General features: G+C 67.5%; 12 protein-coding genes and 1 riboswitch. Of the genes, 3 read left to right on the top strand and 9 right to left on the bottom strand.

The annotated features are described in order from the left end of the window. The first annotated feature begins 64 nt into the window (after window positions 1-64). Entirely contained in the window at window positions 65-1,822 is a 1,758-nt protein-coding gene (locus tag AC1DQR_RS04440; RefSeq protein WP_416050293.1) for a sigma-54 interaction domain-containing protein, read from the top strand. Between the two features lie 20 nt (window positions 1,823-1,842). Here AC1DQR_RS04440 and AC1DQR_RS04435 read toward each other — a convergent pair whose 3' ends face one another. From AC1DQR_RS04435 to AC1DQR_RS04395, 9 genes are all read right to left on the bottom strand, one after another. Continuing rightward, entirely contained in the window at window positions 1,843-2,160 is a 318-nt protein-coding gene (locus AC1DQR_RS04435) for a hypothetical protein (RefSeq protein ID WP_416050292.1), read from the bottom strand. Beyond that, on the bottom strand, window positions 2,161-2,937 hold the full coding sequence (locus tag AC1DQR_RS04430) for an AAA family ATPase (protein ID WP_416050291.1): 777 nt from the start codon (window positions 2,935-2,937) through the stop codon (window positions 2,161-2,163). Window positions 2,938-2,996: 59 nt separating this feature from the next. Beyond that, complete coding sequence (locus AC1DQR_RS04425) at window positions 2,997-3,500, bottom strand: GNAT family N-acetyltransferase (protein WP_416050290.1); 504 nt, start codon at window positions 3,498-3,500, stop codon at window positions 2,997-2,999. A 91-nt stretch (window positions 3,501-3,591) separates the two neighbouring features. Further along, entirely contained in the window at window positions 3,592-4,725 is a 1,134-nt protein-coding gene (locus AC1DQR_RS04420; RefSeq protein WP_477132589.1) for a thiamine phosphate synthase, read from the bottom strand. Further along, the gene (locus AC1DQR_RS04415; protein ID WP_416050288.1) at window positions 4,722-5,570 is read right to left on the bottom strand and encodes a thiazole synthase; all 849 of its coding nucleotides are present in this window, start codon (window positions 5,568-5,570) and stop codon (window positions 4,722-4,724) included. Before AC1DQR_RS04415 ends, AC1DQR_RS04420 begins: the two co-directional genes overlap by 4 nt. Before the next feature lie 6 nt (window positions 5,571-5,576). Beyond that, the gene (thiS, locus tag AC1DQR_RS04410) at window positions 5,577-5,774 is read right to left on the bottom strand and encodes a sulfur carrier protein ThiS (RefSeq protein WP_150989923.1); all 198 of its coding nucleotides are present in this window, start codon (window positions 5,772-5,774) and stop codon (window positions 5,577-5,579) included. A gap of 12 nt (window positions 5,775-5,786) precedes the next feature. After that, on the bottom strand, window positions 5,787-6,965 hold the full coding sequence (locus AC1DQR_RS04405; protein WP_416050287.1) for an FAD-dependent oxidoreductase: 1,179 nt from the start codon (window positions 6,963-6,965) through the stop codon (window positions 5,787-5,789). A gap of 141 nt (window positions 6,966-7,106) precedes the next feature. Next, on the bottom strand, window positions 7,107-8,993 hold the full coding sequence (gene thiC, locus AC1DQR_RS04400) for a phosphomethylpyrimidine synthase ThiC (protein WP_416050286.1): 1,887 nt from the start codon (window positions 8,991-8,993) through the stop codon (window positions 7,107-7,109). A 103-nt stretch (window positions 8,994-9,096) separates the two neighbouring features. Then, a riboswitch (TPP riboswitch) is annotated at window positions 9,097-9,198 on the bottom strand. 190 nt (window positions 9,199-9,388) lie between these two features. Then, window positions 9,389-10,780, bottom strand: a complete 1,392-nt coding sequence (locus AC1DQR_RS04395; RefSeq protein WP_477132588.1) for an RtcB family protein — start codon at window positions 10,778-10,780, stop codon at window positions 9,389-9,391. A gap of 267 nt (window positions 10,781-11,047) precedes the next feature. On the opposite strand from AC1DQR_RS04395, the gene AC1DQR_RS04390 reads away from it, so the two are divergent. Beyond that, window positions 11,048-12,709: an acyl-CoA dehydrogenase family protein gene (locus tag AC1DQR_RS04390; RefSeq protein WP_416050263.1), complete on the top strand. Its 1,662-nt coding sequence runs from the start codon at window positions 11,048-11,050 to the stop codon at window positions 12,707-12,709. A gap of 183 nt (window positions 12,710-12,892) precedes the next feature. Continuing rightward, a complete protein-coding gene (locus tag AC1DQR_RS04385) occupies window positions 12,893-14,437 on the top strand; it encodes a methyl-accepting chemotaxis protein (protein ID WP_416050262.1) in 1,545 nt (514 codons plus the stop codon). Window positions 14,438-14,488: the final 51 nt, after the last annotated feature.

The following is a 14,488-nucleotide window of genomic DNA, read 5'->3' as shown; positions in this document are numbered from 1 at the left end:
TCTATGGCTCGCTGATATTGTGTTCGCAATAAGGACACAAAAGTGCCCACGACGGAGACACAACATGTCGTCATCAGCGACACCTGAAGACACTTTCCCCGGCACTGAAGACAGCCTTGGCGTACTGGTCGCCAGCCACGCGGGAGACGTACTAGCCAGCCTGGGACTCGCCGCCAACGCCACGCTGGCAACCGCCGCGCTAGCCGCCAGCGCAGGGCTCGCCGGCGACGGCGACTCCCCCCAGGATGCCGGCCGCTTGTTCGAATGCACCCTGCCCGGCCCCGACAGCAAGCCCGCGCACCGCTTCATCGCCATGCGTCTGCGCGACCGCGAGCGGCAGGTCATCCTGCTGCGCCCGGCCGAGCGTGACGCAGCCCTCTTCGACTTCCTCGGCGCGGTACCCTTTGCCGGCGCGATCCTCGATCACTTCATCACCAACCCCTATCAGGCCATCACCGTGGCGGACCGCGCGGGCAACGTGCGCTTCATCAGCCCGGTGCACGAAAAATTCCTCGGCCTGCGCACCGGTGAAGGCACGGGCCGGCCCGCAGTGGACGTCATCCCCAACTCGCGCCTGGCGCAGGTGGCCGCCAGCGGCAAAGCCGAGATCGGGCAACTGCAGGAGATGAACGGGGTGACACGCGTGGTGAACCGCATCCCGATCAGTGCCGCGGGCGAGGTGGTTGGCGCCATCGGCCAGATCCTCTTCAAGGAGCCAGAAGCCATCGGCCGCATGCACCGCGAGATGACGCAGTTGCGCTCGCAACTGGCGCAAACACAACGCGAGCTCGACGCGTTGCGCGAGCAGCAGGCGGGCGCCGGCCCCGGCCTGCTGATTGGCGACAGCGCCCCCATGCAGCGGCTGCGCCGAGAGATCGACACGGTGGCGCGCCTGGACGTGCCGGTGCTGATCCTCGGCGAAAGCGGCACCGGCAAGGAACTGGTGGCGCGCGCCATCCACGGCGCCAGCCGCGCGGCCCAGGGCAAGCCGCTGGTCAGCCTGAACCTGGCCGCGCTGCCCGCCACGCTGATCGAGGCCGAACTGTTCGGGCATGCGGCGGGCGCCTTCACGGGCAGCCATCGCCTTGGGCAGGCTGGCAAGCTGGAGCAGGCCGCCGGCGGCACGCTGTTCCTCGACGAAGTTGCCGATATCCCGATGGAGATGCAGGTCAAGCTGCTGCGCGTGCTGGAGGACCATATGGTGGAACGGCTGGGCAGCCGGCAGGCGCAGCGCGTGGACTTCCGGCTGGTGGCGGCAACCAACCGCGACATCCAGGCGCTGATCGATGGCGGACGCTTCCGCCTGGATCTGTATTACCGCCTGAGCGGCGTGGTGCTGCGCATTCCCGCGCTGGGCCAGCGGCGCGAGGACATCCCTGCCCTGCTGACCCATTTCGTGCGCGGCTTCTGCGCGCGCAACAAGGTGCCGGTGCCGGAAGTGGCATCCGAGGTGCCGCGCTATCTGGCCGAGCGGCGATGGCCGGGCAATGTGCGCCAGCTCAGGCAGAAGATCGAAGAGGCGCTGGTGTTCTGCGACGCACGCGTGCTGCGCGCGGCGGATTTCGCCCGGGGTGAGGAAAGCGCGGTGGCGTACAGCCTGAACGAGCCGCCGTTGCCGTATGGCGAGGCATTGGACGAGGCGGCGGACGAGGCTGAGACCGATGCGCGCGCCGCATCGCCGGCGGACCTGCGGGAAGTCGCGTACGAGGCCGTGCTGCAGGCCATCGCGCGGCACGGTGGCAACAAGAAGCGCGCGGCGGAGCAACTGCGCATTTCACGCTCGCATCTGTACAAGATACTGGAGCGTGGCGCGCGCGGCTGAGCGCAGGCGCTTGCCAGCGCCTACAGGATCTCCCGGACGAACCAGGCATTGAAGCGATAGAGCGCGATCGATGGCATCACGGAAAACAAGAACAGGCTGACGACAGCGCGCCGGTTCCTATACAGGTAGAGCGCCAGCAGATCCCGCAGCGTGTAGCTGGCAACCAGCACCAGGAGCGGCATGTAGGCCAGGAAGCAAAACAGGAAGATCCAGACAAAGGCGCCGCCCTGCAACGCTCGGTCAAGCACGCCAACACCGGCGATCCAGTACGCATCCCCGCCACTGAATGTGAGAAGCAGCATCATCAGCGAAACGATCAGCGTGGGATAGCGGAGCATTTAGACTGTCTCGCTCTCGCCGCCCGGCTCGTCGCCAAACAGCACGCGCAGCATGCGCTCGGGATTGGCCAGGAAATCGCGCGTCACGCGAAAGTGCTCGGTGTCCTGATAGTCGATCCGCGCCACGCCGTCCGGCGAGCAGGTGTAGATCCACGCATTCGGATAGGCCATCAGGATCGGCGAGTGCGTGGCGATGATGAACTGCGAGCCGTCTTCGGCCAGATCATGGATGCGCGACAGCACCGCCAGTTGCCGCTGCGGCGACAGCGCCGCCTCGGGCTCGTCGAGCAGGTAGAGCCCATTGCCGCCAAAGCGATGCATCATCAGCGCGAGAAACGATTCGCCATGCGATTGCTCGTGCAACGAACGCCCGCCGTAGGCGTTGATGACGGGCGGGCTGAAGGCCGGCTCCTGGTCCAGGCGCTCGATTTCCGTGGCCACGTTGAAGAAGCTCTCCGCGCGCAGGAAGAAGCCATCGCGCGGGCGCTTGAAGCCGCGCGCAACGCGCAGGTATTCGTGCAGCACCGAATGCGACCGGCGTGTGCCGAAGCTGAAATTGCGAGAGCCGCCCTCGGCGTTGTAACCCATGGCCACGGCAATGGCCTCCATCAGCGTGGACTTGCCCGAGCCGTTCTCGCCAACCAGGAAGGTCACCTTGGGGTGCATCTCCATCGCGTCCAGCGTGCGCACCGCGGGCAGGTTGAAGGGGTAGCGCTCTAAGCTGTCGACGATGTCGCGCCGCAGGGTGACGCGGCTGACGAACTGGGACGAGATCATGGGGTTCGCCGGAGTGGATGGCACGCCGCTATCGTAACGCCGTTCGGCGCCGGCGTGGCTCACAACGCCAGGCGCATGGCGATGCGTTGGCGCAAGCCGAGCGCCGCCTCTCGCGCCAGTGCGGCGCAAAGCGCCGGGCTGAGATCGGCTTCATCGAGACGGCAAAAGCCGAGGCTTGCGTAGAACGGCGCGTTCCACGGCAGGTGGCTGAAGGTGGTGAGATGGAGCGCCTGCAGGCCTTGCCGGCGCAAACCATCGGCTACGGCGCGCACAAGTGCGCGGCCGATGCCGCGGCGGGCGTGGGCGGGGTGGACGTCCATCTCGTCAAGGCAGGCATGCTGGCCAAGCACGCTGGCGAGCGCAAAGCCGGCTGGCGTGCCGTCGGGGGCGATAGCGACCCACAGGCGGCGCTCACGCTGCGCGCGTTGCAGGTCTTCGAGCGGCGTGACTTGCTGGCGCAGCGCGGGAGGCAGGTCGGACTCGGGGAATAGTTCAGCCGCTGCGCGTTCGATGGCAGGCAGGCCGGGTACGTCTTCGGGAGTTGCTAAGCGAATGACTGGCATCGGTATGCGGCGGAATGTGCAAGCTCGGACTCCCGGAGTGAGAGCGGTCAGACGCACGCATGCGTACCCTCGCTCCGGGCCAGGCGGCACATCACGCCGCCGGAAACATCCCCAGCAGATTCGTCACCGCCGCAGGCACGTCAGCCGCCTCGGTAATCGCGCGCACCACGGCCGCGCTGCCAACGCCAGCCGCCAGCACCTCCGGCAAGCGCGCCGCATCGACGCCGCCGATGCCCACCAGCGAAGGCACCACAGGCTGCATCAGCTTGACGTAGGCGTGGAAGCGGCCCAGGCCCTGCGGCGCGGTCGGCATGATTTTGGTGGTGGTCGGGAAGATCGCACCCAGCGCCAGGTAGCTCGGGCCGATGGTGGCCACGCGCAGCATCTCGGCATAGCCGTGCGTGGACACGCCAAGGCGCAGCCCGGAGGCGCGCAGCGCATCGAGGTCGGCCTCGTCGAGGTCTTCCTGGCCGAGGTGGATGCCATAGATGCCGCTGTCGCCACCCTGGCTGGCGTGGTAGTCGATGGCAGCCCGCCAGTGATCGTTGATGAACAAGCGCGAAGCGCTGCCGCGCGCGGCCTTGGCGGCGCGCTCGATCTCGCTGCGCACGGCCTGCGCGTCGTCGGACTTGAAGCGCAGCTGCACGGTGGGCACCGCCAGCGGCACCAGCCGCTCGATCCATGCGGCACTGGGCACCACCGCGTACAAACCCAGCGGCGGGCACGGTGCGAAGGGCTCGGCGCGCTGCTCCGGCGCGACCAGCGCGGCGTGGCGCACGTGCGGGAAGCGCGCGAAGTCCACCGGCCAGTCCAGCGAGCCCGGCTGCCAGGCGCGCGCCAGGCAGAGCGCATCGTGCGCGGGGAAATGCAGCGCCAGGCAAGCCAGCAGCACGGCGACGAAGGCCGGCGAATGCGCGGTGTCGTCGTCGGCATGGGCACTGAAGACCCAGGTGCCCATCGGCGAGCGCACGGTGTCGCTCCATTGCCCGCCTTCGCGGTCGCTCTCGATGGCAATGGCGCCAGCGCCGGCAATGCGCGCCAGCGTGGCCTCGTCGGCCTCGCCGTCGAACAGCACCACGTCGGCATCGCCGAGCGCGGCGGGGGCGTTGCCCTGCCCCCACGCGCGCCAGGCCTTGCCGCTGGTGCCGAAGGTGGCGCCATAGCGCGCCAGCAGCGTGTCGCGCAGCGCGGCGTCGATACCGGCCGGGAGAAGATTGCGGGTCATGCGCGGTCCTCCGCGCCTTCGGCGTGCCAGAACGGCATGCCCACCACCGGCGTGCTGGCCTGCGCGATATCGCGCTCCGGCATGGGGCCGGCCAGGTAGGCGGTGCGGCCCGCGTCCACAGCCAGTGCGAAGGCGCGTGCCATGTTGACCGGATAGGCAGCCTGCGCCACGGCGGTGTTCAGCAGCACGCCATCGTAGCCCCACTCCAGCACCTGGGCCGCGTGCGACGGCAGCCCGAGGCCAGCGTCGACGATCAGCGGGGTATCCGGCAAGCGTTCGCGCAACAGGCGCATGGCGTGCGGATTGACGGCGCCCTTCCCGGTGCCGATGGGCGCGGCCCAGGGCATCAGCGCCTGGCAGCCCACATCCAGCAGGCGGCGGCACAGCACGAGGTCCTCCGTGCAATACGGCAGCACCTTGAAGCCTTCCTTGATCAGCGTCTCGGCCACGGCGGGCAGGTTGAGCGTATCGGGCTGCAGCGTGTAGTCGTCGCCCACCAGCTCAAGCTTGATCCAGTCGGTCTCGAACACTTCGCGCGCCATCATGGCGGTGGTGATGGCTTCCTGCGGCGCCATGCAGCCAGCGGTATTGGGCAGCACCGGCACGTTCAGCGAGCGCAGCATCTGCCAGAAAGCCTGGCCGCCCTCGCCATCGCCGACCGAGCCCTGGCGGCGCAGCGCCACCGTCAGCATGGCGGGCCGGGCCACCTCCACCGCGGCCTGCAGCGTGGCGGGAGACGGATAGCGCGCGGTTCCCAGCAACAGGCGCGAGGCAAACGACTCGCCATAGAGCACGAAGGGGTCGGCGAACAGGTCGCGCCGGGGTTCTGTGGAATTGAAGGTCATTTGGGGTCAGCCTCCCGTCACGGGTTGCACGAGGTCGATACGATCGCCGGCGGCGAGCACGGTGGCCGCATGCGCGGCGCGTGGCACGAACTGGCCGTTGAGCGCGGCGGCAAATGGCGGCGCGATGCCCGCGCCCGCCACCGCATCGGCCAGCGTGGCGTTATCGGCAAGGGCGAGCGGACGGCCGTTGAGCAGGATATCCATGGTCATTGTCGTTCAGTGCAGCACCGGCGAGCCGGCGACGGTATCGAGCGCGGCCGCGATCATGCCAGGCCAGCGCACCGAGGCGGGCACGGCATGCGCGGCAGGATCGTCGTCGAGCAGAGCCCGCACTACCTGGCAGGCGGCCTCGGTGACCGCCGGGGCGATCAGGAAGCCGTGCCGGTACAGGCCATTGAGGCGCACGATGCGGGCATGCTGGTCGACCCGGATGGCCGGCAGGTGGTCCGGGCGCGTCGGGCGGCGCTGCACATTGAGTTCCAGCACGCGCGCCTCGCCAAAGGCGGGGTGCAGCGAATACGCCGCGGAAAGCAGCTCCAGCGCGGAGCGCACGCTCATCGGCGAATCATCTTCGCTTTCGAGCTCGGTGGCGCCGATCACGTAGAGGTCGTTGGGCTTGGGCGCGATATAGATCGGGTAACGCGGGTGCAGCAGGCGCACCGGGCGATGCAGCTTGACCTCGGGTGCGTGCACACGCACGACTTCACCGCGCAGGCCGCGCAATCCCGGCATGCTGCCGTGCGCGGTGGGCTGCCCCGGCCAGGCGGCGCGGGCGCCAAGGCCACGGCAATCCAGCACCGTGCGCGCGCGGATACCCAGCGCAGGCAGGTCGCCCACTTCGATTTCACCGGCCTCCCAGACGCAATGCAGCCCGCCTGCCACCGCGCAAGCCAGCAATGCGCGCAGCGTGCCGCGATTGTCCAGCTGGCCTTCGCCGGCCAGCAGCAGCCCCTGGGAGAAACGGCCCGCGAGCGCGGGCTCGAGCGCGGCGACGCCATTGCCGTCCAGCGCGCGCATGCGCTCGGCCACCAACTCCGGCGGCGCCACCGCGCGCACCCGGCTGGTAAACAGCGACATCTCGCTGCGGTCGCGGGTATGCCATACCACCAGCGTGCCGTCCTCCTGGAAGAACACCGGCTCCGGCAATTCGGCCACCCAGGTGCGCCACAAGTCGACGCTGGCGGTGCCAAGCTCGACGATGCGGCGCTCGGCAATGGCGGATTCCGCCAGGGGCGCGAGCATCGCCGCGGCAACGTGCGCGGCCGAGCCAACGCCGTCGGGGCCACCGCGCTCGACCAGCGCCACGCGCAGGCCGGCACGTACCAGTTGCCAGGCGGAAAGGCGCCCGGCCAGGCCGGCGCCGAGCACGGCCACATCAAACGACTGCGTTGTCATGGGGATGGTTGTGCCGGTGCTCGCCGCGATGGCGCGGCGAGCACCGGCCTCCTTTAAGTCATGGCGTGCCCCTTCGGGGAAGGGGCACGGTACTTCGCGTGCGGCGCTGCACGGGCATGCGCCGCACCATGGCCCTACGCCTTACGAGTAGATCTTGCTGCCGCTCTTGACGAACTCGATCGACTTTTCCTGCATGCCTTGCTCGGCTTCGGGCTTGAGCGAGGCGGCGTAGTCGCGCACTTCCTGSGTGATCTTCATCGAGCAGAACTTGGGACCACACATCGAGCAGAAATGCGCGATCTTGGCGCCTTCGGCCGGCAGCGTGGCGTCGTGGTACGAACGCGCGCGTTCCGGGTCCAGGCCGAGATTGAACTGGTCTTCCCATCGGAACTCGAAACGTGCCTTGGACAGTGCGTTGTCGCGCAGCTGCGCGCCCGGCCAGCCCTTGGCAAGGTCGGCCGCGTGAGCGGCGATCTTGTAGGTGATGATGCCTTCGCGCACGTCTTCCTTGTCCGGCAAGCCCAGGTGTTCCTTCGGCGTGACGTAGCACAGCATGGCGGTGCCCATCCAGCCGATGTTGGCCGCACCGATGCCGCTGGTGATGTGGTCATAGCCGGGGGCGATGTCCGTCACCAGCGGTCCGAGCGTGTAGAACGGGGCCTCATAGCAGTGCTTGAGCTCTTCATCCATATTGGCCTGGATGCGTTGCAGCGGCACGTGGCCCGGGCCTTCGATCATGACCTGCACGTCGTGCTTCCAGGCCTTGTCGGTCAGCTCGCCGAGCGTGCGCAGCTCACCGAACTGTGCGTCGTCGTTGGAGTCGGCGATACAACCCGGACGCAGGCCATCACCCAGGCTGAACGACACGTCGTACGCCTTCATGATTTCGCAGATCTCGTCGAAGTGCGTGTACAGGAAGTTTTCCTTGTGATGCGCCAGGCACCACTTGGCCATGATCGAACCACCACGCGAGACGATGCCCGTGACACGGTCCGCGGTCATCGGCACATAGCGCAGCAGCACGCCGGCGTGGATGGTGAAGTAGTCCACGCCCTGCTCGGCCTGCTCGATCAGCGTGTCGCGGAACATYTCCCAGGTCAGGTCCTCGGCGATGCCGCCGGTCTTGTCCAGCGCCTGGTAGATGGGCACCGTGCCGATGGGCACCGGCGAGTTGCGCAGGATCCACTCGCGGGTCTCATGGATGTGCTTGCCGGTGGACAGGTCCATGATGGTGTCGGCGCCCCAGCGGATCGACCACACCATCTTTTCCACCTCCTCGGCCAGCGACGACGTCACGGCGGAGTTGCCCAGGTTGCCGTTGATCTTGACGCGGAARTTGCGCCCGATCGCCATCGGCTCCAGCTCSGTGTGGTTGATGTTGGCGGGAATGATGGCGCGGCCGGCAGCGATTTCGCGGCGCACGAATTCCGGCGTCATGTCTTCCGGGCGCAGCGGCAGCGCGGCACCCAGCGCATTGCCGGGGTGCTGGCGCAGCAGCGCCTTGTATTCGGGCTTGTCGTACAGCGCTTGCAGGTTCAGCGACTCGCGCAACGCCACGTATTCCATCTCGGGCGTGATGATGCCGCGGCGCGCATAGTGCATCTGCGACACGTTGGCGCCGGCCTTGGCGCGGCGCGGGTTGGTCAGCTGGGCAAAGCGCAGGTGGGCGGTGGCCGGATCGGCGGCGCGCGCCAGGCCGTATTCCGACGACAGACCGGACAGCACTTCGGTGTCGCCGCGCTCTTCGATCCACTTGCCGCGTACCGAGGGCAAGCCGGCCTTCAGGTCGATATGGATGTCCGGATCGCTGTACGGGCCCGACGTGTCATACACGGGAATCGGCGGATTGGACATCTCGCCCTTGTCCGTGCGCGTGGACGTCTGCAGGATCGTGCGCAGCGGCACGCGGATATCGGGGCGGCTCCCGGTCAGGTAGGTCTTGCTGGATGCCGGATAGGCAAATTTTTTGTCGAGATCGGTTTCAAGCGACTCGAAAGATGCGGCGGGGGCGGTATTTGTGCGGGCCATGGGTGTCGTCCTCTCTCTTGCGGGGATGGACGAAACCAGGAGCCCTGTGAGCATGGCCGCGGCGGTGTGGCCGGGTCATGTGCCTTGGAGAAGGCAGGAGCTGTTCGGTAACCATGAAACTTCCCACGCCGGTACTAGCCGGATCGGGTTCGAAGGGACTCTCTCAGCCGCACGGCCCATCCGTACGGCACCCCTGTTTCATCCAACGGGGTGAATTTAAGCACAAGGCTCGGGGCTTGACCACCCCTGTTTCAATCTGGAGTGTCGTGCGTCAAGGTATGGCAGAGGGCCGCGCGGCCCCCAGGCGATAGCATGCACACCATTGCACGCCATTACGCTGCAACGCACCATGACTTAGCGTGCGCATGCACTGCCATTCGAACACCGCCGTGATTTCAAGCCTTGAAGGTCACCCAAGGCTTCAACCGCGCCACGGCTTCGATCAGCCCGGCCTCTTCCTGTGCCTGCAGCACCGGACCGATCGGCTTGTAGGCCTCGGGGGCTTCTTCCACCCTACGCTCCTCGCGCAGCGTGACGCAGCGCCACTCGGCGTTGGCATGATCGCTTTTCAAGCGGCGCAAGGCCTGGCGCCGGACACTGCGGCCGGCTCCGTGGCTGCATGACGAGAGCCAATCGGTGTGACCCAAACCGCTCACTATATAGGACGCATCCCCCATGGAACCGGGGATCAGGGCCAGGTCGCCGTGATGCGCGGGTGTCGCGCCCTTGCGGTGGATATTGAGGCCGTTTTCGCGCAGCACCACGTTATGCGGCACGTCGACCACCAGCCGCGAAGCCGTCGCGCCGCACAACTCGGCCAGTTCCTTGCGCACGAGTTCGGCCAGCACGACCCGGTTGGCCCAGGCATAGCGTGCCGCCGTACCCATGGCCACCAGGTACTCGTGCGCCAGGCTGCCCGCCAAGCCGTACAGCCCGCTCGTCGGATGCTTCAGGCCCGCAGGCCAGGCTTGGCGCGCCCGGTCCATCCAGCGCCGGCCCACGTAGAAGCCGACATCGCGCGAGCCGCTGTGGATCATCGCCACGACATCGCCGGGCGCCAGGCCAACGCGATACGCGGCGTGCCTGTCGAAGATCTCGTCCACGACCTGCAGTTCGACAAAATGATTGCCCCCGCCCGGCGTGCCGAGACAGGGATCGCGAAAGACCTCGCGATTGCCGACGTGCGCATCCGGCGCATAGCGGGCACTGCCGTCAAACGCGTCCAGTCCGACGCAAGCGGCAAGTTCGGCCTCCAGCCGGTCACGATCGACCTGCGCCCACAAGCCTTGCGGCGCCACGCGATCGATGAACGCGGCGGGTCCCTCGTCGAACAGGGCGCGGAACGCGGCGCTATGCACCGGCACGTCGCGGCCGTTATCGAGCAAGGCACGCGTCAGCCTGCTCACAAGGGCATCCTGCTGGGGCAGCAGGGCGGCTTGCTTCAGGCCTGTAGTGATCAGGCGCATGCCGCAGTTGATGTCGGTACCGATCGCGGCGGGAATGACGAAATCCGCGTCGGTGGCAACGATCGATCCGACCGGCGCGATGCCGCCGGGATGAAAGTCCGGCGTGGCGCAGGCTTTGCAAACGCCGTGGTGGCCGTCCGGTGAACGCACCGCGGCGAAGTCGAGCAACTGCCGTACGGCTTTCGCTTCCAGGGCAAGCGTGGCGGGCAACAGCACCGAGGCTTGGGCGTGTTCGTTACGCAAGTGATAGACACCCTGGCTGCGCTCGACATGGATGCCCTGGCGCTGCAGGGCTTTTTCAAGACGGGGAAGTGAAGACATGGCTGCTGGGAATACAAGGTACGGGGGTGCCTCCGGGGAACCGGGGCAAAAAGTACCTTCTGCGCAGCAGCGTCGAGAAAGGAGCGTGCAGTGTATCGCCGGGGAGCGGCGAACGGCAAGCACCCGGCCCGTGAGCCCTGCCATGGCGGTGCAAAGTGTTGGGGGCCGGACACAGTGCGAGCCCATGCACATAGCGCGCCGCTTGCTCTACCATGCAATCAGGCATGCCCATGCGCGACGCGCGCAGAAGACTGCACAGGAGACCTCATGACCGAAGCCGCCACCCACCGCGTGTTCAACCAGGTTCCGGACCTGACCGGCTACAACCTGTTCACCGGCGACCCCGCGCTGCGCGCCGCGCTGGAGCGGCTTGGCGGCGGCTGGCACGCCAGTGCGCTCGATGTCTTCGGCGCGCGCCTGGGCAAACCCGATGTGCAGCAGTGGGCGGACGAGGCCAATCGCCACGCGCCCGAGCTGCATACGCACAGCCGCACCGGCGAGCGCATCGACGAAGTGGAATTTCCGCCTGCATGGCACGCCTTGCTGGCCCTGCTGCGCAGCCAGCAGTTGCAGGCGCTGCCGTTCGCGCAGCCCAGGGAGGGCGCGTGGGTGGCGCGCGCCGCCGGCTATTTCCTGCAGGCGCAGGCCGAATCCGGATCCCTGTGCCCGCCCACCATGACGTTCGCCAGCATCCCGGTGCTGCAGAAGGAAGCGGCGCTGTTCGCCGAACTGGGGCCGAAGCTGTTTGCCACCGAGCACGATCCGCGCGACCTGCCCTGGCGCGACAAGCACGCCGTGATGATCGGCATGGGCATGACGGAAAAGCAAGGCGGCTCCGATGTGCGCAGCAACACCACCGTCGCGCGCGCCGCACGCGGCGAGGGCCGCGGCGCGGAGTACGCGATCACCGGGCACAAGTGGTTTTTCTCCGCCCCGATGTGCGATGCCCACCTGGTGGTGGCGCGCATGGGCGCGGAGGATGGGCCGCTGTCGTGCTTCTTCGTGCCGCGCTTTCGCGACGACGGCAGCAAGAACCCGGTGCAGATCCAGCGTCTCAAGGACAAGCTGGGCAACCGCTCCAACGCCAGCAGCGAAGTGGAATTCCGCGAGGCCACCGGCATCCTGATCGGCGAGGAGGGCCGTGGCATCCCGACCATCATCGAGATGGCCACCTATACCCGGCTGGACTGCGTGATCGGCAGCGCCGCCATCATCCGCGCGGCGCTGGTGCAGGCCATCCATCACGCGCGGCATCGCATGGCGTTCGGCCGCCTGCTGGCGGAGCAGCCGCTGATGCGCAACGTACTGGCCGACCTGGCGCTGGAAAGCCAGGCCGCGACCCTGCTCATGATGGAACTGGCGCACGCCTTCGAGCGGGCCGATGCCGATCCGCTGGCCGCCGCCTGGAAGCGCATCGTCACGCCGGCGGCCAAGTTCTGGGTCTGCAAGCGGGCCATCGAGGTGACGGGCGAAGCCATGGAGGTGTGGGGCGGCAACGGCTACGTGGAGGAAGGCCCGATGGCGCGGCTGTACCGCGAGGCGCCGGTCAACTCGATCTGGGAGGGTTCCGGCAACATCATGTGCCTGGACGTGCTGCGCGCGCTCCAGCGCAATCCCGAGGACGCGGGGCGGCTATTGCAGGACCTCGGCCGGCGCGCGGGCGGCCATCCGGCGGTGCGGGCCGAACTCGCCTCGCTGCAGGCGATGCTGCGCGACGCGCCGGATCACCTCGAAGCCGGCGCGCGGCGCTTTGCTCAGGGCCTCGTGCTGACCGCGCAGGCAGCGTTGATGCTCGCCCATGCCGACACCGACGATGCCGAGCGCTTCGTGGCCAGCCGGCTCGGGCGCCAGCACGGCCGCGTATTCGGCACGCTGGAGGGCGACGATGCCGCGCTGGCGCGGGTGATCGCACGCGCCTGGCCGGCCTGAGGCACGCGGCCGCGCCACACGCCTCGTCACGCTTTTTTTCTGGCCATCGCGCTACAGGCGGCGCCAGTCCTGCCGTAAATCCCTTGGTATTAATGTCATGCACTTAATACATAAGTGCGTATTGATCCCCTTTAAATGACCAAGCGGCGCGCCCTGCTACACGGCGGGTGCCGACATCCCGACATGAATATCAGCCAACGCCTGTTGCTATCTTTATCCTTGGCCCTGCTCGCCTTGCTCGTTGTGGGCCTCGGCGGCATCTGGCAACTCAGCGAGTCGGAACAGCGCTTTGAGTACTTCAACGACAACACGCTAGGTAGCGTACGCACCCTGGGCACCCTCAAGGACAACGTCAACGCCATGCGTATCTCGCTTTACAGGCACGCCATGAGCGAAGACCCCAAGGCCAAGGCCGAAGCGGAAGCCGCCCTGGCCCGCGCCGACGAGAAGTTCGACACCACCGCCGCAAAGTATGAGCGCGACGACATCAGCGACGATACCGACCGCAAGATGCTCGAAGCCGACCGCGCCGCGCTCAAGCGCTACCGCGCCGGGCGTGCCGCCATGCTGGAAAAATCGCGCGCCAACGATTTCGCCACGGCCCACGCCATGCTGGTGAGCGGCGAACTGAACGACGCATCGATTGCCTTGCGCAAGGCAATCGACGATCACATCAACTATAACGGCGACCTGGGCGAACTCGCCGTGACACACAATCGCGAGCAGTACACCACGGCGGTTCGCGTGTTCTCGGCGGTCATCGCCGTGGCCGTGCTGGTCACCGGCTTCCTGGCGGCCACGCTGTATCGCCGCATCCACGGCAGCCTGGCCGAAATCGAGGAGACCCTGGAGTACGTCAGCGACTCCCTGGACCTGGAACGCCGCGCACCGGTGGGCCGCCTGGACGAGATCGGCCGTACCGCGGCTGCCTTCAACCGACTGCTGGAGCGGGTAGCCGTGGCGCTGCGCGAGGTACGCCATTCGACCGACTCCGTCAGCGTGGCGGCACGGCAGATCGCCGCGGGCAATACCGATTTGTCGGCACGGACCGAACAACAGGCTGCCTCGCTGGAGCAGACCGCATCGAGCATGGAAGAGCTGACCACCACCGTGCGCCAGAACGCCGACAACGCGCGCCAGGCAAGCGGCCTGGCCGGCAATGCCGCCAGCGTGGCCGAACACGGCAGCACCGCCGTGCAGCAGATGGTGCAAACCATGGGCGCGATCAGCACCAGTTCCAACCGCATCGCGGAGATCACCAGCCTGATCGAGGGCATCGCCTTCCAGACCAACATCCTGGCGCTCAATGCCGCGGTGGAAGCCGCGCGCGCCGGCGAACAAGGCCGGGGCTTCGCGGTGGTGGCCGGCGAGGTGCGCAGCCTGGCGCAGCGCTCGTCCAGCGCCGCCAAGGAAATCAAGGACCTGATCGACAGCTCGGTCAACACCGTGCGCACGGGTTCGGCGCAAGCCGAGGATGCCGGCAAGACCATGAGCGAAGTCCAGAACGCGGTGAAGCGCGTATCGGACATCATCGCCGAGATCGCCGCGGCCTCCGACGAGCAAAGCGCGGGTATCGAGCAGGTCAACCAGGCCGTGGGCCAGATGGACGAAGTCACGCAGCAAAATGCCGCGCTGGTGGAAGAAGCGGCCGCCGCCGCGCAGTCGCTGGATGACCAGGCCGGCAAGCTGCGCGACACGGTATCGACCTTCCGCCTGGCCACTGCCTGAGCGCGGAGCGCGAGGGGCGGGCCCCGCGCCTCGCACCGCCCTCCACACACC

The sequence above is a fragment of the Cupriavidus sp. 05L411 genome (genome assembly GCF_056398045.1).
This window is presented reverse-complemented; position numbering and strand designations above follow the sequence as displayed.

Bases quoted from the DNA above. Each gene is read 5' to 3' on its own strand.
- thiS (WP_150989923.1), bottom strand. From the start codon at position 5,774: ATGGATATCCTGCTCAACGGCCGTCCGCTCGCCCTTGCCGATAACGCC.
- AC1DQR_RS04420 (WP_477132589.1), bottom strand. From the start codon at position 4,725: ATGACCCGCAATCTTCTCCCGGCCGGTATCGACGCCGCGCTGCGCGAC.
- AC1DQR_RS04395 (WP_477132588.1), bottom strand. From the start codon at position 10,780: ATGTCTTCACTTCCCCGTCTTGAAAAAGCCCTGCAGCGCCAGGGCATC.
- AC1DQR_RS04415 (WP_416050288.1), bottom strand. From the start codon at position 5,570: ATGACCTTCAATTCCACAGAACCCCGGCGCGACCTGTTCGCCGACCCC.
- AC1DQR_RS04435 (WP_416050292.1), bottom strand. From the start codon at position 2,160: ATGCTCCGCTATCCCACGCTGATCGTTTCGCTGATGATGCTGCTTCTC.
- AC1DQR_RS04425 (WP_416050290.1), bottom strand. From the start codon at position 3,500: ATGCCAGTCATTCGCTTAGCAACTCCCGAAGACGTACCCGGCCTGCCT.
- AC1DQR_RS04390 (WP_416050263.1), top strand. From the start codon at position 11,048: ATGACCGAAGCCGCCACCCACCGCGTGTTCAACCAGGTTCCGGACCTG.
- AC1DQR_RS04430 (WP_416050291.1), bottom strand. From the start codon at position 2,937: ATGATCTCGTCCCAGTTCGTCAGCCGCGTCACCCTGCGGCGCGACATC.
- AC1DQR_RS04405 (WP_416050287.1), bottom strand. From the start codon at position 6,965: ATGACAACGCAGTCGTTTGATGTGGCCGTGCTCGGCGCCGGCCTGGCC.
- AC1DQR_RS04440 (WP_416050293.1), top strand. From the start codon at position 65: ATGTCGTCATCAGCGACACCTGAAGACACTTTCCCCGGCACTGAAGAC.
- AC1DQR_RS04385 (WP_416050262.1), top strand. From the start codon at position 12,893: ATGAATATCAGCCAACGCCTGTTGCTATCTTTATCCTTGGCCCTGCTC.